The organism is Bradyrhizobium sp. BTAi1, from assembly GCF_000015165.1.
In the GTDB taxonomy this organism is placed as follows: domain Bacteria; phylum Pseudomonadota; class Alphaproteobacteria; order Rhizobiales; family Xanthobacteraceae; genus Bradyrhizobium; species Bradyrhizobium denitrificans.
The window spans coordinates 7,781,163-7,798,614 of record NC_009485.1 but is presented as its reverse complement, the minus strand read 5'-3'; the positions used below and the strand labels follow the sequence as shown (position 1 = coordinate 7,798,614).

Annotated in this window: 14 protein-coding genes; 1 reads left to right on the top strand and 13 read right to left on the bottom strand. The window is 64.3% G+C overall.

Features of this window, described 5'->3' with window-relative positions; translation table 11 throughout:
- The first annotated feature begins 137 nt into the window (after positions 1 to 137).
- Positions 138 to 704 (top strand): flavin reductase family protein, encoded by a 567-nt coding sequence (locus BBTA_RS34710; RefSeq protein WP_012047172.1) that lies wholly within the window; start codon positions 138 to 140, stop codon positions 702 to 704.
- A gap of 18 nt (positions 705 to 722) precedes the next feature.
- Here BBTA_RS34710 and BBTA_RS34705 read toward each other — a convergent pair whose 3' ends face one another.
- The 13 genes from BBTA_RS34705 to BBTA_RS34645 all read right to left on the bottom strand — a co-directional run bounded on the left by BBTA_RS34705 (position 723) and on the right by BBTA_RS34645 (position 17,364).
- On the bottom strand, positions 723 to 1,661 hold the full coding sequence (locus BBTA_RS34705; protein WP_041751752.1) for a DUF2493 domain-containing protein: 939 nt from the start codon (positions 1,659 to 1,661) through the stop codon (positions 723 to 725).
- Positions 1,662 to 1,971: 310 nt separating this feature from the next.
- A complete protein-coding gene (locus BBTA_RS34700; protein WP_041751085.1) occupies positions 1,972 to 3,033 on the bottom strand; it encodes a toprim domain-containing protein in 1,062 nt (353 codons plus the stop codon).
- Positions 3,033 to 7,367 carry a strawberry notch family protein gene (locus tag BBTA_RS34695; protein ID WP_012047169.1) on the bottom strand — a complete coding sequence of 1,445 codons (4,335 nt, stop codon included), beginning with the start codon at positions 7,365 to 7,367 and terminating at the stop codon, positions 3,033 to 3,035. Before BBTA_RS34695 ends, BBTA_RS34700 begins: the two co-directional genes overlap by 1 nt.
- Positions 7,368 to 7,433: 66 nt before the next feature.
- Complete coding sequence (locus BBTA_RS34690) at positions 7,434 to 7,775, bottom strand: DUF4326 domain-containing protein (protein ID WP_012047168.1); 342 nt, start codon at positions 7,773 to 7,775, stop codon at positions 7,434 to 7,436.
- A gap of 147 nt (positions 7,776 to 7,922) precedes the next feature.
- Positions 7,923 to 8,165, bottom strand: a complete 243-nt coding sequence (locus tag BBTA_RS34685) for a DUF6117 family protein (RefSeq protein ID WP_012047167.1) — start codon at positions 8,163 to 8,165, stop codon at positions 7,923 to 7,925.
- Positions 8,162 to 8,587, bottom strand: a complete 426-nt coding sequence (locus BBTA_RS34680; RefSeq protein ID WP_012047166.1) for a hypothetical protein — start codon at positions 8,585 to 8,587, stop codon at positions 8,162 to 8,164. Before BBTA_RS34680 ends, BBTA_RS34685 begins: the two co-directional genes overlap by 4 nt.
- Positions 8,588 to 8,688: 101 nt before the next feature.
- Complete coding sequence (locus tag BBTA_RS34675) at positions 8,689 to 10,329, bottom strand: hypothetical protein (protein WP_012047165.1); 1,641 nt, start codon at positions 10,327 to 10,329, stop codon at positions 8,689 to 8,691.
- A 241-nt stretch (positions 10,330 to 10,570) separates the two neighbouring features.
- Positions 10,571 to 11,221, bottom strand: coding sequence for a plasmid pRiA4b ORF-3 family protein (locus BBTA_RS34670; protein ID WP_041751295.1), 651 nt, complete (start codon positions 11,219 to 11,221; stop codon positions 10,571 to 10,573).
- 87 nt (positions 11,222 to 11,308) lie between these two features.
- Positions 11,309 to 11,821: a hypothetical protein gene (locus BBTA_RS34665; protein ID WP_244424522.1), complete on the bottom strand. Its 513-nt coding sequence runs from the start codon at positions 11,819 to 11,821 to the stop codon at positions 11,309 to 11,311.
- Positions 11,781 to 13,655, bottom strand: a complete 1,875-nt coding sequence (locus tag BBTA_RS34660) for an integrase (protein WP_011931089.1) — start codon at positions 13,653 to 13,655, stop codon at positions 11,781 to 11,783. Before BBTA_RS34660 ends, BBTA_RS34665 begins: the two co-directional genes overlap by 41 nt.
- Before the next feature lie 3 nt (positions 13,656 to 13,658).
- Positions 13,659 to 15,470 carry a hypothetical protein gene (locus BBTA_RS34655; protein ID WP_011931088.1) on the bottom strand — a complete coding sequence of 604 codons (1,812 nt, stop codon included), beginning with the start codon at positions 15,468 to 15,470 and terminating at the stop codon, positions 13,659 to 13,661.
- Positions 15,460 to 16,617: a tyrosine-type recombinase/integrase gene (locus BBTA_RS34650; RefSeq protein ID WP_011931087.1), complete on the bottom strand. Its 1,158-nt coding sequence runs from the start codon at positions 16,615 to 16,617 to the stop codon at positions 15,460 to 15,462. The genes BBTA_RS34655 and BBTA_RS34650 overlap by 11 nt, the downstream gene beginning before the upstream one ends.
- Positions 16,618 to 16,962: 345 nt before the next feature.
- On the bottom strand, positions 16,963 to 17,364 hold the full coding sequence (locus tag BBTA_RS34645; protein WP_012047164.1) for a ParB/Srx family N-terminal domain-containing protein: 402 nt from the start codon (positions 17,362 to 17,364) through the stop codon (positions 16,963 to 16,965).
- Positions 17,365 to 17,452: the final 88 nt, after the last annotated feature.

Sequence of the window (17,452 nt, the reverse complement as noted above, 5' to 3'; positions counted from 1 at the left end):
CGCGCCTTCCACCACCACCACGGCGCGATCCGAACTATAACGAAAATTGGCCTCGAATGGGAGAGGAAACCCGTCCCACCAGACATCGGCGGTGTCCGCGACCGTGCCAGGGGCCTGACCCGACCGCAGGAGGAACGATGGCGAGACGCTCAGAAAAGCTTGATTTTCCGGTCTCTCAGGTTCGGCGCTACCTTGAGCCTGGGCCAATCGTGATGGTGTCGTCAGCGCTGGATGACAGGCGAAACATCATGACGATGGGGTGGCACACGATGATGGAGTTTACACCGTCACTCATCGGTTGCGTCATCGCCGGCGCAAACTACAGCTTTGACCTGGTCTGCAAGAGCCGTGAGTGCGTGATCAATCTCCCGACCACGACGTTGATCGACACCGTGGTCGGCGTTGGCAACACGACGGGCGCTGAGGTCGATAAGTTCGAGAGGTTCGGGCTCACGGCGCAATCGGCAACGCGCGTGAAGGCGCCGCTGATTGTCGAGTGTCACGCAAATTTTGAATGCCGTCTTGTCGATGATGCGCTGGTCGACAAATATAATTTCTTCGTTTTCGAAGTGGTGAAGGCGCATGTCGCCAAGTCGCCGAGGCATCCGGAGACGCTGCATTACACCGGCGATGGGGTATTCATGGTCGCCGGCAAGATCATCAGCCGGCGCCGGCTGTTTCGGCCGGAGCTGCTCGATACCTGATGCCGTAAGTGGCGGCGCTTACGCGCCGCCTTCGTCGTGCTTCCAGACCGGAATGCCGAGCTTGCGTGCCTTGTCGGCGAGGTTGTCCTGGATGCCGGTGCCCGGGAAGTGCAGGACGCCGATCGGCAGGACCGCCAGCATCGCGTCGTTGCGCTTGAACGGAGCCGCCTTCGCGTGCTTCGTCCAGTCCGGCTTGAAGGCGATCTGCGGCACGTTGCGATTGCTCGCCCATTTGGCGGCGATGAGCTCCGCGCCTTTCGGCGACCCGCCATGCAGCAACACCATGTCGGGATGCTTGGCGTGGACTTTGTCGAGTCGATCCCAGATCATGCGATGGTCGTTGAAGTCGAGCCCGCCGGTGAGCGCGATCTTCGGACCAGGCGGCAGCATGACCTCGGTCTCGGCCCGACGCTTCGCAGCCAGAAAGTCGCGGCTGTCGATCATCGCTGCGGTGAGCGCGCGATGATTGATCAGCGATCCTGACCGGGGACGCCAGGGTGTGCCGGTGTGCGTCTCGAAGTGTTCGGCGGCCTGGTCGCGGAAGAGCTCCATGCTGTTGCGGCGCTCGATCAGCGTGATGCCCTCGGCCGTCAGGCGTTCGAGCTCGACCGATTTCACTTCCGAGCCGTTCTGCTCGCGCTGGCTGCGCCGCTGCGCCTGTTCGTTATCGTCGAGTTCGCGCTCGATGCGATCGACGGCGCGGTGGAAGAGATTGACCGTTGACCAGAGCAGATCCTCGAGGTCCGGCTCAAGGCGCGTTTCACCCAGAGTCGAGATCAGGGCGTCGAAGATGTCGACGACGGCGCCGGCCACGACATTGCCTTCGGGAAGCGGCCTCGGGTCGGGTTCGCCCTGGAAGGGACGGTAGCCGTAGAGCTGAAGCTCGTTGAGGACGTGATCGGTCGGGGATGAGCTGTGCGGCGGTTCGAAGTCGATGTCGTCATGGTCGGTCGTCATGGTGAGGTCCTTTGCCGGATCGGCCGCGCCCATCGCGGCCTTCGTGGCGATCACTGGACCGGGAGCGGAACGGGCTTGCACCGCGGCGCCCTCGCGCCGCGGCCGAAGCGCAGCGGAGGACCGAAGGGGCCGGCTATTTTGTCTCGCGCTGTAAAGGCGGCTTCGCCGCCGACGGAAAATAGTCGGCCCTTGAGGTTGCTGGACCGGGGCGCTTCTGGTCCGATCGCCCTCTAGAAGGCCAGGGTGCGGACTCTTTCCGGCTTGCGGGGCCTCACCAGACCAACCATGGCGACACGCGAACCGTCGCCCTTCATCCCGTCTCGGCGGCGTCAACGTGCATGAAGCGCGCGACGTCCTGCGGGATAAGTTCGATCCGCAAGGCTGCTGCCAGCACGTCGACGCCGATGCCGCGCAGATCCTCGTTGAAGTCGCCCCGCCTCGGGGTCCAGGTGATCGCCTCGACCCCGGCCGAGCGGGCCCGCTCGGTCAACGCGATCGCGGCCCCGTCGCCGGCCGCATCGTTGTCGCGAGCGATATAGAGCCGGCGCAGCGTCGGCGGAAGCAACAAGGCTGCGAGGTGATTGGCCGAGAGCGCAGCGGCCATCGGCAAGGTCGGCAACACGCAGCGCAGCGACAGCATGGTCTCAATGCCTTCGCCGGCCGCGAGCACATCGGTGGCCACACCGAAACGGACGGCGTTGCCGAGAAGATCGCCCATCGCGCGCCGTGGCGTATCGATCGGCGCCTTGCCGAGACGGACGAGATCGAAGCCGGCGGGATTGAGCCAGGTGCGGTGCGCGCCGGTGATGCGCCCATCAAGGTCGGTCACACGTGCGATCATCGCTGGCCAAATTTCGGTCGGCGAGTAATCATCCGGGCGATAGTAGCAGCGCGGGTGGAATCGCAATGCGCCGGCTTCGTGCAAAGGCGTAATGCCGCGATTACGGAGATACGTCTCTGCGAGTGTGCGCATCATCGGCTGCGACATCGCAAAGAGCCGCCGTGCGGCCTCCGGCGAGCCAGTCTGCGCAGGTGGTCTGGCCGAGTTTGGCGAAGGCTCCTGTTCGCTGCGCGGCAGGTTCAAGAAGCGGCGCGCTTCGTCAGCAACATCGTGGAAGTCGACGAGGCCGCAGCTCTCGCGGATGATGTCGAGGAGATCGCCATGTTCGCCTGTTGCGGCATCGGTCCACTTGCCGGCTGGTCCTTTCGATGACTCCTTCAACCGAACGAACATGGATCGACCGGGTGTGTTGCGGGCATCGCCAACCTGCCAATAACGACCTTCGCGGCGGCCATTGGAAAGATAGTGACGGCACACCGTCTCCGCGTCGCGCGCGAGCCGGCGTGCCAGGTCGGAAGCGTCGCGCGGCATCACGCGGCCTCCCGTTCGCCGACGCGCTCGACCGGATAGCGATCGAGCACGCGATTGAGTGTTTCGACGCCGCTCGCATCGGTCGGCACGAACATGCGCAGCTTCCAGGAAATGATCTCGTGGAAGAGGCCATAGGCTTTCAGCCGGTCGCGCATCGTGTCGTCGAATCCCGACAGCTCGATGCGGTTGGCGCCCATGACGCGAACACGGCGAAGCTGCAGGCCCTCGGCGAGGTCGAGGATGGTTCGCCCCTCCATCAGTGCGCCGAACGCCATGTCAGGCGTCAGGGTCGGCGTGTCGGCCGCCAGCGCGTTCGCCGCCCAGGCGGCCGAAACCTTGCGGCCAATGATGCGCTCACCCGTATCGGTCTGGAGTCGGTAAACCCGGGTCGACTCGTTCGGCAGCCGCTTCCAGATCGGGAGGAGCAAGCCTGCCACCACATGGATGGTGCTGTCGGTGAAATCGGAAACTTCGCCGAGTTCGACGTGCCAAGCCTCCGCGAAGCGCTCACGGTTGGCCTCCATCCAATGGCTTTCCGCCATTGTCTTCAGCGGAAGGCTGTGATGCTCCATCGGCCGGATCAGCCGTACCCGCCGTTCAATCTCGCCGTCGTCGAGCATGAGGCTCGGCGCCGGGACCTGAACGGCGGCGCGTCCCGATCGCTCGTTGATCAAGAGCACCGCGCGCGGATCGGAGAGACGATCGAAGGCTTCCGCCAGCGTCACCGGAAGGTTGCGTCTGCGCTCGGTGATGGTGAGCAATCGCGTCTCGGCGCCGGTCGCGGGATGGCTGTAAATGACGCTTCGATCCGTGATGACGAAGCTCTCGGCGCGCAGCGTCTCGAGGCCCGCGTCATAGCTGCCGGATGCGATCGCCCCTTCGATGCGGGCGGTGAGCAACTGTTCGAACGCGGTGAAGAGGACGTTCTGCAGGTCGATGGTCAGCGCCAGCAGACGATTGAGGAAGGTGGTAATCGGCGGCAGTTCGTCCTTGATGCCGTTCGCATCCATCAGCTTCAGACCCGTGGAATCCTCGAAGGTCTGAAGCGAGCAGCCTTCGACCTTGCCACGCGCCAGCAGCATGTAGAGCTGACGGAGCGCATCGCGGCCGTAATGACTTTCGAGATTGTCTTCAGGCCGGAACAGGTTCTGGCCGCCGGTCTGACGCTGTCCGCGCGTGATCGCTCCGAGCGTATCGAGACGGCGGGCGATCGTGCTCAGGAAACGCTTTTCGGCCTTCACATTGGTCGCGATCGGGCGGAAGAGCGGTGGCTGCGCCTGGTTGGTGCGGTTCGTGCGACCCAGGCCTTGGATGGCGGCGTCCGCCTTCCATCCGGGTTCGAGGAGGTAGTGAACCCTCAGCCGGTGGTTCCGCGCCGACAGTTCGGCGTGGTAGGAGCGCCCCGTGCCGCCGGCCTCGGAGAACACCAGAATGCGCTTGGCGTCGTCCATGAAAGCCGCGGTTTCTGCAAGGTTCGCCGAAGCCGCGCGGTTCTCGACCATCAGCCGATCGCCCTTGCGGATGACGCGGCGCGAGCGTCCTGTCACTTCGGCGACCATGTCCGTGCCAAAGCGCTGCACGATCTGATCGAGCGCGCCGGGCACAGGCGGCAACGAGGCGAGCTTCTCGATCAGCCGGTCGCGGCGGGTAACCGCTTCGCGGCTTTCGACCGGCTGGCCGTCGCGAAAGACCGGCCGCGACGAGAGATTGCCTTCCGAGTCGGTGAAGGGCTCGTAGAGCTGCACCGGAAAGGAGTGGGCAAGATAGTCCAACACATACTCACGCGGTGTGATGTCGACCTGGACGTCGCCCCAATCCTCAGTCGGGATCTCCGCGAGCCGGCGCTCCATCAGCGCTTCGCCGGTCGAGACGATCTGGACCACGGATGCGTGGCCGGCCTCGAGATCGCGCTCTATCGAGCGGACCAGCGAGGGCGTTTTCATCGAGGTGAGCAGGTGGCCGAAGAAGCGCTGCTTGGCCGACTCGAACGCCGAGCGCGCGGCGGATTTCGCCTGCGCGTTCAGCGTGCCGCTGTCACCGGTGATGTTGGCGGCCTGCATCGCGGCATCGAGGTTGTTGTGGATGATCGAGAAAGCGCCGGCATAGGCATCGTAGATGCGGATTTGCTCCGGCGTGAGCTCGTGTTCGATCAACTCGTATTCGACGCCCTCATAGGAGAGCGAACGGGCGGCATAGAGGCCGAGTGCGCGAAGGTCGCGCGCCAGGACCTCCATCGCCGCGACACCACCGTCTTCGATCGCCTCGACAAACTCGGCGCGTGTCGCGAACGGAAAGTCCTCACCGCCCCAGAGGCCAAGGCGCTGGGCATATGCAAGATTGTGAACGGTGGTGGCGCCTGTCGCGGAGACGTAGACAACCCGCGCATTCGGCAGCGCGTGCTGCAGCCGTAGGCCGGCGCGCCCCTGCTGCGAGGGTGCCTGGTCGCCGCGTTCGCCCTTGCCGCCCGCGGCATTCTGCATGGCATGAGACTCGTCGAAAATGATCACTCCGTCGAAATCGGCCCCCAACCATTCGACGATCTGCCGGACACGCGAAAGCTTCTCGCCGCGCTCATCGGTGCGTAGCGTCGCGTAGGTCGTAAATAGGATGCCTTCTGCGAGGCGGATCGGCGTGCCCTGGCGGAATCGAGAGAGCGGCGTGACGAGCAGACGTTCCATGCCGAGCGCCGACCAGTCGCGCTGCGCATCCTCGATCAGCTTGTCGGACTTGCTGATCCACAGCGCACGCCGACGACCCTTCAGCCAATTGTCGAGCAGGATGCCGGCGACTTGGCGGCCCTTGCCGGCGCCGGTGCCATCGCCGAGGAACCAGCCGCGACGGAAGCGTACGGACGTCTCGGCGTCGTCGCGTGCGGCGGTGACGAGATCGAAGGTTTCGTCCACGGTCCATGCGCCGGCGAGGAAATCGCCGTGCGCTTCGCCGGCGTAAATGACGCTCTCGAGCTGCGCGTCGGATAGCAGGCCGCCCGTGACGAGGTTCACTGGAAGATGCGGCCTATAGGAGGGCTTCGGCGGTGCAACCGACGCCATCGCGGCCGATTGCACGAGTTTGGTCGGATGCGCCTGCGAGCCGGGAATACGGATCGACTGCAATCCGTATTCTTCATAAAGCGCATCGGTGAGGCGGGCGCCCTCGGGCGGCGCCCATTCGAGGATCTCGTAGGAAAGCTCAACGCCTGCAGGGTCCGCAAGCGCGGCGGCCGGTTGCCGCGAGGCGGCGCGGGCGAGATAGCCGCGAACGCTGCGAGGCGTGGCGACGCCGACGGCGGTCGGCGCGGCGAGTGATCTGGCGACCGGGCGGCGCGGGGGAACATGCTTGGTGATCCAGCCGAGCAGCGTGGCGATGTCCGGCGCGATGCCGGCGGACGCTGGAAACTGAGCCGGATCGGACGCGGGCATCTTGTCGATGACCATCAGCCGCGTGTCGATTGTCGTGCCATGCTTCGCGTAGACTGCGCCGTCGACCGCCGCGGTGAAGACGACAGTGCCGCGCTCCTGCAGACGGACGAAGGCGTCGCGCCACGCCGGCGTTTCCGGGCCGAAGTTCGCGCCGGTGATCGCGACAAGCCGCCCGCCGTCGGCGAGACGTGCCAACGCCGAGGCCACATGGCGGTAGGCGGCATCTGCCATCCGGCCACTGACATTCGCCATCGCCGAGAATGGCGGGTTCATAAGGACGACGGTCGGATCGATCGTGGAGCCAAGATGATCGTCGATCTGCGCAGCATCGAACCGCGTCACGGGGACGGCCGGAAAGAGGGAGGAGAGCAACGCGGCGCGGGCCTCGGCCAACTCGTTGAGTGCGAGCGCGCCGCCGGCGATTTCCGCCAGAATGGCGAGAAGGCCGGTGCCTGCTGATGGTTCAAGCACGTGGTCGCCAGGTGTGATGGCGGCGGCACAGAGCGCGGCGAGGCCGAGCGGGATCGGCGTCGAGAATTGCTGGAGCGCCTGGCTCTCCTCTGACCGCCGCGTATGGGTGGGAAGAAGGCTCACGAGCTTCACGAACTGCGGCAGCGCTGCCGACGCAGAACCGGCTTTACGGAAAATCGGCTTGCCGTATTTGCGCAGAAACAGGACGGATGCTGCCTCGCAGGCGTCGTAGGCCGTCTTCCAGTCCCAGGCGCCGGACGTGTCGGAGCGGCCGAGGGCTTGCTCCATCGCCGCACGCAAAATGGCGGCGTCGACGCGCCGGCCTTGCTCAAGGTGGGGAAGAAGAAGCTGCGCGGCCTCGGCGAGGCGTGGCGCAGGAGCTACCGTGGGAGTGCACGGGATTGGCGCGGCCGTCGGATCGGCCGCTGCGGAAGGATGCGACATGGGAAGGGACCTCGGGAGAGCTGGACACGGGCGAGCCGGCCGGCGCTCTCTCTGGTCCGCACCGGCTCAAACCCGTCCCGGCCACACTCTCCCTCTCGTCATCCCGCCAGCCTTGACGCCGCGCCACCACGCGATCCGCGCTTCGCGTGTCGCGTTCGCGAGCCGCAGCAAGAAATCGCCGTGGCATGGTCGCGGCGCGCAGAAGCAGACGAGATCGCAGCCGCGAAGCTCGTCGAGCGCGCGCAGGAGATGATGCTGGTCTGCGAGCCAGCGCTCGTACTTCGCGATGACGGCGGCGCGGTCGCCGTCGGGGCCAATTCGGAAAGGATTGCCCCATTTCGAGCCGCGCCCGACATAGACGGCGCTCGCCGGCACGCCTGCGTGATGCTTGTTGAGAACCCTGTACATTGTAGACCGCCTCCTGATCTCCGTTGCGACGGGGCTGGCGACCGGGATGCGGTCAAGGCCTGGCGGTCACGCATCGCGCGCGATGCGGAAACGGCTTGCCCGTTGACCGACGGGCCGCCGCGTCCAGACAGGTCACGACGCGGGGTGTCAGGAGGCTGATTCGTCCGATAGGTTCTCAGACGGCGGCACATAGGCGTCGTAGGGATTGCCATCGGCTAGGTGGCCAAAGGGCGTGAACAGGAAATCCGCGCCATCGCGTCCGACGGCGCAGATGACGTAACGGGTCTCGCCGGTCGCTGCATCGGCACATTCCATGAGGGCGAGGTTGCCGTCTGCCGCAGCGTGGAGCAGCGTCTGAAAGTTGGCGCGCGCGTGATCGGGAATGCTCATCGCGCACCGCGCTTTCCGCGGCCCGGCGACAAAGTCCGCGCGAGCCAGCCGCGCGTGTCGGTCCATGCGATCGTCTCGCGGGTGGCGAGATCGAGACAATGGGCCCCGCCGCTGAAGGCGTCGATGCGGGGCCGGGAGCATGTGTTGGCCCATTGAAAACCCCAGCGACCCTTGAGATCGAAGATCTCCGCACAACGAAGGACGAAGGTGATGACTGTTTGCGGATCGCCCGTGACATCATCACGGATCCACAGCACGGCGCCGCCGTGTTCGGGCTGGATGGAGAGCAGAAAAGCATCCGAGGGCGGGTCTTCCCGGGCGTTCTCTTCCATCAGCGCATTATAGAGTTCGAGCGCGCGCGCCGCGTTGTCGGGCGTGCCGACATCGAGCACGCATGAGAAGTGCGTGAAGAAATCAGCCATGATGGCCTCCTGAAACGAAATCGCCCAGCGCGATGGCCGGGCGGAGGGAATTCGATGGAGAGAAGTAAGCGGGGCGACTCATGCCGCCCCGCTCCTGGGCGTTACTCGGCGGCGATCACGACTGGCGCGTCGGTCTCGTCTTCGCTGGCTGTGTCTTCACCGTCGGCGAGAAAGGCGGGCAGTGCTTCCTCTTCGCCGCCGTTGGCGTCGGCATCGCCGATGTCGGCAGTCGTCGCTTCGGAAGACCGGAGCGGCTCGGGCAGCCAGCCGGTGCCGTTGAGCAGCCGTTCGGCCTCCTTCGCCATGTCCGCCTTCTTCAGATGGTCGATGAGCTGCGCCGACTGCTCGCCGTTCGCCTCGCGCACCGCTTCGAGGATACGAGGCTTGGTGACGCGGCCGAGATAATTCTCGACCGTTGGCCGCCAACCGGCGTCGACCATGTCGAGCCCGACGGCCCGTGCGAGGCGGTCAGCCTGGGCGAGACGATGTTGGACGCCGTGAACGGAGAGACCGGGACCGCCATAGCGATCGCCTTTCTCGTAGAGCGCGTTGACGCCGAAAGAGACGCAGTGCGCCAGCAGTGCGGCCCGGCTGGCGTCGTCCAGTGCGGCGAGCCAATCCCAGAGCGCGGCTTCATCCTTCGGCATGTCGGCCTTCCAGGCATCGTGCCGTTCGGTGACCGCCTTGGCGGACGGGCTTTCCTTGAGGTCGGCAGACTGGATCGAGAAGAACACGTGCCGCACCGACGCTTCGAGACAGTTGCCTGTCGCTGTGTGCTGGAAGGCGTCGAGGCAGAGTTTGTGCAGGAGCGCCGTCATCGCGACATGCGGATTGTTCGCCACGGCATCCCGCAGCGCCAGCGTGCGGTACGCGGTCAGTTCGCTAAGCAGCCGATCCGGCAACGGCTTAACGACGTCGTCCTCATCGTCTTCCGGCTCGGCCTGGCCGCCGATGGTGATGACGACACGCTGAACCGGCGACGTGTCGTTGTCGATCCTAACCTGCTCGAGATCGTCGCGGTCTTCCTGACCGGGCTCGACGACTGGAGCTTCATCCTCGGGGCGAACATAGCCACGATCGACCTGGAGCTGGCCGTCGTGAGCGATGCTGACAAACACCCCGGCCCGGGAGATGTCGGCCGGATCGAAGACGTGCGGTCGCGACTCGAACGCCTCAAGCGCGGTTTCGATCTCGCTGAGGCGCTGGTCGACCTCGTCGGGCAGTTCGTCGGCATCTTCGTATTGCGCCTGAAGCTGATCGAACTCGGTGCGCAGCGCTTCACGCGTGGCACGTTCGTCGTCGGTGAGATCGGCCGGTATGCCGTCGAGCTCGCGCAGGCCGTGGTCGTGACCGTAGGGGAAGTCCACTGCGACCTCGATCCATTTCCAGCCCTCGGTGGCGATATGTTCCGCGTCGGTCTTCAGTTTTTCGGCGACAAGGGTTTCGAGAAGCCCGATATTTTCAAGCCAGCCACCGTCGTCCTGCTGGAAGAGATCGCGCATGACGACACCGCCCGCGTTCTCGTAGGCGCCGATGCCGACGAACAGCACGCGGCGATCCGACGCGCGGACGGTTTTCTCCGTCAGCATGCGCCGGATCTGATAAGGCTCCTGGCTGTAGGACCGCTGGAGCGCGTCCCAGACCTGGAGCTGGCGCGCATGGTCCGTTGTCACGGTGAACGCCATGAGCTGCTCGAGCGACATGCCATCCTCGGCATAGATGTCGAGAAGCTTCTCCGACACCGCGGCGATGCGCAGGCGCTGCTTGACGACATTGACGCCGACGAAATAGGCGGCCGCGATGTCTTCGTCGCATAGGCCCTTGTCGCGCAGGGTCTGGAAGGCGCGGAATTGATCGAGCGGGTGCAGCGCTTAGGTTATGCGTCAAGTGTCCTGTTAGCTGGATGACGTTGATTCTTTAGTCTTCTTGGCTGCGCCTTGCGTTTTGGGTGTCTCTTTGGCACTGAAGCGCAGCCGGTTGGTGTCAATCACGATGGCTTTCTCGACGGAAGCGATAGTCGTCCTTTGATGCGTGTAGTGCTTTGGCGATAGCCTTGTTGATGTCGTCGAGATTGCAGGACTCCGGGTGGAACTTGCGGCCAGCCCATCGTTGCATCGCTTTATGTTCTTCATGGTCGGGGTCGAGCCAGGCCTCGAGGAAGTCGGCATAGCCTGAAGGCCCACCAGCGTCTTCGGGGGGTCCTGAGCGTGCGGCGGCGATACAGCGAGGATATTGGGCACTCTCCTCGCGCGCGACGCGCTCCAAGCGCAGCAGATGACGCCAATTGTCGCCGAAGTCGTATTCGTAGAGGATCGCGAGAGGGTTTTCGCTGGGATCGTCGGGAAAGTGAAGGTCGATCATCCTGACCTCGGTCGCCTCGAAGATCCTGCTGTCGGACAGACCGTCGTCATCGAACTCTGGAGCTCCGTAGATGAGACCGCCAATATTGAACTGATGCAGATGGCTGTCGGTCCAGCCAAAGGCGGCCTGCAGCACCTCGTGGAGTTGGGCTAGGTTGAGAGTGATTGGCAGTTCGAGGATGCGGCTGATCTTGGGCTCGATGCCGAGGATATGAACCTCGGCGCGCACAATGAAGCTGTCTGGATCGAAGGGGTCAAGCATGCCGCAGATCATGCCGCGCATGATTGTCGCAGGCAATAGATGGGGCGACGATTGTCCTTCGGCGACCGCACCGACACAAACCGGCAGTCGTAGACGACGTCAGGATTTTGGCCCGCGAGTGAGCGGCACTGGTTTCACGGCGCGATCGCGTTCGGCGATCAGGCGGGCATTATGACGCTTCTGCCGCTCAACCTCCGTTTCGGCGTCGAGGATGCGCTTCAGCAGGACGGCATTTTCCGTCACCATACGCCGCTCCTCGATCTGCAAGACCTGGATCAGAGCGCGCTGCTGGGCGAGTTTGTCTTCCCAGGCTGCGAGCTTCTCGGGAACGACCTTGCGATCACTGGCGCGGCGTAATTCGTCGATGATCGATCGATGATTGGCGTAGATCGCATTGCGGCCGACGCGCGCTTCGCGTGCGAGCGTCGCGACGGTCAGGCGGTAGGATCGCTTTTGCAGGTCCGGGTGTGTGGGCAGCCCCTTCACCAGCCGCTCCAGAGCATCCCGCAGCTTGCAGTGGGTGTTGCGCAGGCGCTTTTCGGCAGGCGTGAGGGCCGGCATTTTGCTGGTCTTACGCGCCATGGCGAACATCCTTTGCATGGTCGAGTTCACCAAGGATGCGATCGCATTCGGCAATCCGGGTTTCGGCGAGTTGCCGGCTGACCGGGTCCAGGCCGGGATGGCCGAGAAGATCCGTATTGCGATCGCGGCGGGCCTGCCAGACAGGCCTGTGCCTGGCGGTGACGGCGAAGTTGGCGCAGGCGAGACACGTACTTTCGGTCCTCAGAACGGGGTTGGGGCCTTTCTCATCGCCGAAGCAGGCAGCCGTTTCGACGCGGTAGACGCAATAGCCCCAATCGCAGACGCCGAGCCGCAGATCAGTCTCCTCCATCAGGAAGGAGACATAGGCCTGGACATCGCCGTCGCGCGTGCGCCCGCGGAACTGGGAGCGGGCGGCGATCATCCGTCCGCCCTTGCCCGCGAGGGCGGTTGCCGTCAGCACTTCTTCGAGAGCGGCGCGGGTTTCTTCCCGGGCATGCCGGTCGATCAGGTCGTCGAGCGCGAAGTCGGTCCCGACGTAGCCGCGATCAGTCATGGCCCGGGTCACATGACCGAAGTGGGCCTGAAGCGCATACAGGCCGGTCCGGTCGCGTTTGCCGACGAAGCGGGCAAACGTCTTGCGGCCCTGATGCGTGTTCAGATGCCAGGGCTCGCCCTCGTGGTCCGGCAGGCCGATGAACAGCGCAAACAGATCATTCAGCCGCCTTATGATCGTGGAGCCGACGGGGAGGTTGATGCGGGCCGCAGGACCAATAAGGCCGTTGCTAGCCATCGCCAGAAAGAGATCGTCTCGTCCGCTTTGGGCCCGAAGACGGGCGGTCAGCCGCTCCATGACTACGACAGCCCGCTCGACGGGTGCCGGCGCAACCCAGCGATGGGCTTCGCCATCGATGCCACGCGCCGTCTTGTAAATCCGCCCGACGAGATAGGCGAAGCTCTCGCTGCCGTCGTCGGCAGGATGCTGCTCGATGCAGCCGACCTGAAGGCCGAGGATCTCCGAGATCCGGGCGCCGACCAGATAGCTGACCACCACAAAGCAGGCGTCGTAAATGCGATCGGCGAGATTGCGCACCTGCTTGGTGCTGGTGACGGGCGCTTCATGCCAGGCAGTTTCCTCACCAGGCAGTGTCGCGAAGGTGAACGGCGCGATCGCGTCAGTCACGATGAAGCCGGCCTTGGTCTGGCTGATCCCGTTAGCGAGCGCATGGTCATAGACGGACTGCGCCTGGGCCTGCAGAGCGATGACGTCGTCGGCCGGCGTCCCGATCAGCCGCAGCGCCGCCGAGACCAGGGGCACGGCGATCGCGTCCGGCGTATAAGGCAGCCACCCCCGGTCGCGGCGAACGAACGGCGGCGCGATCCCCGGGAATGGATCGGCGATTGCGATCTCCGGGAACTTTGCTCCCTGCAGATAAAGGCGCGTCAGCAGATTGGCATGGTTTCCCAGTGTCGTGCTCTTCAGCGTACTGCCAGGCTTGTGGCCCGGACGCTGCGCCATCACCGTCATGAACCGGTCGCAGGCGTCGCGGTCGAGATCGGCAAAGCACCGATATCCCTGCGCCGCCATCCAGCGGATCAGCATCCGCAACCTATTGAAGACGGAGACGATCGTCGATTCATGAGCGTTGCGGTACCCAGGAGGCGGATCGAGCTTCAGACTCCATAGGAACAGCTTCGCCGCCTCTCGCCAGTCAGCCCATCGCGGATCACTGAACCGGCTGTCGTCAGCAAGAACAAAACCCCAGTCGAGCGAGAAGTCGCTGCGGTTGCTGCCAGGACGATGACCGTCGAGATGCCAGACCTGATCGGACCATACGGACCGCGCCGATATCCGAAGCGCCGGCCTGACGGCGGCGACAAGATTGCGCGCCGTGGAAGCCGTCATCGCTCACTCCAGCGCCGGAAGCCGTGCGAGAGCCAGCATTCGTTGTTCGGCATCACCTCGCAGTGTTTGCGGGAAGTCCGGCAGGATGTCGTCGACCAAGATGCGCAGGCTCGGCGCATACAGGAGCTCGAAGCGGCGCGGATCAATGCGTTCACGCGCGCGCTCCAGTTCGCCGATCGCCTGAAGGATGCGCGCCATGTGCTCCGCATCGATCGGGATGACCAGTCCCGGGCAGCGCAGGCATCCGCCGAAGTGCCGGCAGACCCGACCTGCTATCGAGTCTGGTGCTGTGCCCGCGAGCGGGTTGAGGCAATCATGACTGAACGGAACCGTCGCATTGCTCGCCAGCGCAATCCGGTCGCGCTGCGCCCGATTCTCGCAGTTCGCCTTCGCGCCGACGATCCAGCCGAGCATCAGCTCCTGCAATCGGGCGATTGTCTCGCGCTGGATGCGGCGCGTCTGCGGCCCCTTGATGTAAAGCTCGGTCGTGTCGGCGCGGGCATGGTTGAGCACATCCTGTGTCGCGACGATGTCGCCGCCAGACGCCTTGTAATATTCGGTGGCGACGCTGCCGCGCAGCAGAACGGCGGCAAAGTCCGGCAAGAGCTGACGTGCCCGCTCCGGTGCAGCCTTGTTCCAGATGGCGATCCGGGCATTGGAGCGTTTGATGAACGGCTTCAGGGCGTGCGACAAGGTCGCCTCCGCAATGAGCGTGACCGCGTCCTTCTTCTCGCTCTTGACCAGGAACAGGCGATTGCGGTCCTGCCGGCTGGCCCGGGAGACGAGCGGCGCCGTCATCGCCAGCAACCGGTCGATCAGGTTCGGCGCAGCATGTCGCCGACGGCGATCGAAGGACCGCCGCTGCGCTCGCTTCACCTTGGCACCGGCCCGGGGCTTGGCCCATTCGACGATGATGCGATGCTCGTCGAGCGGATGCGCCACTTGGCAATCGCGCGTTATCAGCCGCAGCGCATCCGGATTGCCCGCCGTTTGGATCGCAATGGCGATGAAGAACGCGACGACCGTTTCGCCGGTCAAGTGAAGATAACCGCCAAGATGACGAAGCCCGCCATGGCGGCTGACCGCCGATATGTTGACCTGGCTGCGGATCGCAAGCGTCCGCGATGGAAGCACCCCGTCATTCACCCGAGCAAGCGCCCGGACCATGTCGCAAAGCTCGGGATCGACGCCATCAGCCGGGCCGCTCGTCGCGAGGATGGTCCGCCCCGTGTCGAAGCGATCCCACGCCTCGTCGAGTTCTTCATAGCACGCGCGTAGGATCGCCTTGAGATCCTCCCCGCCAAGACGCGGTCGGGTGTCGGCAGTCCGGTTCGGCCAGACCCGCCAGGGGAAGTCGATCCGGGACGGCAGCCGCGACGGATGCCGGCGCTTCGTCCAGTCGATCATCTGGCGAAGCTGCATCAGCACATTCGCCCGCGCCCCCTTTGACCAGGGCTTGTTCGTCTGTCCCGCGATCTGTCGATCCAGCCAGGCGATATAGCGCCCGACCATTGCGGTGGTCAGATCCCCGGCAGAAAGAACATGCCCGTCCTCGACCGCAAAACGGGCGAAGACACGCAGTGCCATCCAGCAATGACGGTGCGTTTCGGAGCTCGATGCGGCATGATGATTGCGGAAGGCGTCCGCCAGAAGCATCGTAACGTCTGTCGGCAACCCAAGCTTGCCGAGATCGTAGCGCTTTGCGACCTCGCCCCAACCGTCGCGGAAGACGGCAATGGCATCGGCCGGCTGCTCCAGCACCTTCGCTGACGCAGCCGATAGACGCCGGTCGATACGCTCACGCTTACCGGCCATCGGGGATCAACTCGCCATAGAGATAGTCGATGCTGTCGGCGAGTTCCCGGGCATTGAGCTCGACGCAGCGCAGGTAGATCGCCGTGCTCTGGATCGAACTGTGCCCCAGCAAGACCTGGACGATCTTCAGCGGATTGAGGTCAGGCGTGATCGATGCCTGTCGCTGTAATCGCACCAGCATCGTCATCGCAAAGGTATGGCGCAACCAATGCAATGAACCCGCCACACCGGCAGCCCGGAAGGCTTCCGCAAACACCGCAGTCAATCGCGTCTTGCTGACGGCATTCCCCTGAAGATTGAGGAAGAGCGCCGATGGCGACCGATAATTTGACCGTTGGCGACGCAACGCCCGTACCTGCGGCGTGCGCACTTCGTCGATATAGCGCTGCGTGCGGTCAACCAAGCGGATCGGCGGGTAGATCGTGCGAGGCTTGTCGCCCTTGGTGATCGTCAAGGGCACGCCGACTAGCGGATGATCCTCGTCATCAAGATGTGCTGTCTCCGGGACCTGGAAGACAGCCAAGCCGCAAAGCTCCTTGCGCCGCAATCCCGTCGCCAGCGCCCATTCCGCCATCAGGCGGTAGGGCATCTCCAACAGGGCGAAGACCCGACGCAACTGATCGACCCGCAACGGTCGCGGCAAGCGCTCATGCTCGGCAACAGTCAGGATGTTTGCCGCCACGACACCGGGACGCGCATCGACATGCGCAAGGAACGCTTGTCGCCGACCAGAGCCCACCCGCACGTCGACAAAGTGGAACGGCAAGGCCTCGATCCAGCCGCGTCCCTGCGCCCAGGCATAAAACCGGCAGACCGTGCGAACCCGATCATTCACCGTCGACCGCGCGTATGGCCGCTTCGTATGCGGGCTCGGCTGTGAGAGCATGCGGTTGCGCCAGGCCGCAATCTCCGCCTCGCCGACCCCGCGCCAATTGAGCCCGGATTGCTCCAGGCTGTCGAACCAGTCATGCAGGTGCTCGCCGTAGGTCCGAATCGTTTCAGCCGCATGGCTGCGGCCCGGTATGGTCGCCAACTCCATCAGCCAGGCAAACGCCGGCTCGATGATCGCCATCCGCTCCGACACCAGAATCGGAAAGCCTGCCGGGATTGCGGCATAGCCCATCGCCGCCTTGATGATCCGCGCCATACTGTCCTCTTTGGTCCTCGCCGTCCGAAACGGCAAAAGACGCCGAGCTCGGCGCAACTCCCTGTACAGCAACAAAGAAGACAGCTTCCCGAACCAGCTGTTATTAAGCGGAGCGCCTGCGGCGCACTCTTTTGTTTAGAATGCGAGGGGTTCCCCTCGCGCTCTCCCGTTCGCCACGTGGCAGGGTTGCAGGACTTCGCCTGCAACCATTTGACTAGTTTGTGGTGTCGCCGCCGCGTCAAGCATTGTCCTCGCTACGCTGCGGGAACGCTTGACTCGGACGTCTACGTGCCCTCCTCAAAATGCCCCACGCATATGAACCATAACGATGACAGCCACACGACTCTAACAGGACAGTTCGAGCACAGAACCTAATAGCGGCACGCGCTGGACGTTCTCAGCCAGCGAGTCGTCCTCGGCGAGGATCTTGGTGGAGGGATCGCGGACTACGCAGGGCACGGGCGCGGTCTTGGTAAGGCGCTTCTGCTTGACGAGGAGCTGCAACGCCTGGAAGCGCCGGCCACCGGCAGGCACTTCGAACATACCTGTCTCGACGCCCTCCTCATCAAGAACCGGGCGGACATTGAGGCTCTGGAGCAGGCAGCCGCGACGGGCGATATCCGCCGCGAGATCCTCGATCGAGACGCCGGCCTTCACGCGCCGGACATTCGACTGGGAGAGGATGAGCTTGTTGAGGGGGATGTCGCGCGAGGACGACAGGGTGATCTTCTGAACGGCACTGGCCATCGGGACTTACTCCGCGACGGGCGCCGAAAGACTCTCTCTCGGCTTTCAACCCGCCGCGAAGACCGGCGCAGCCCTCTTCCTCTTATGG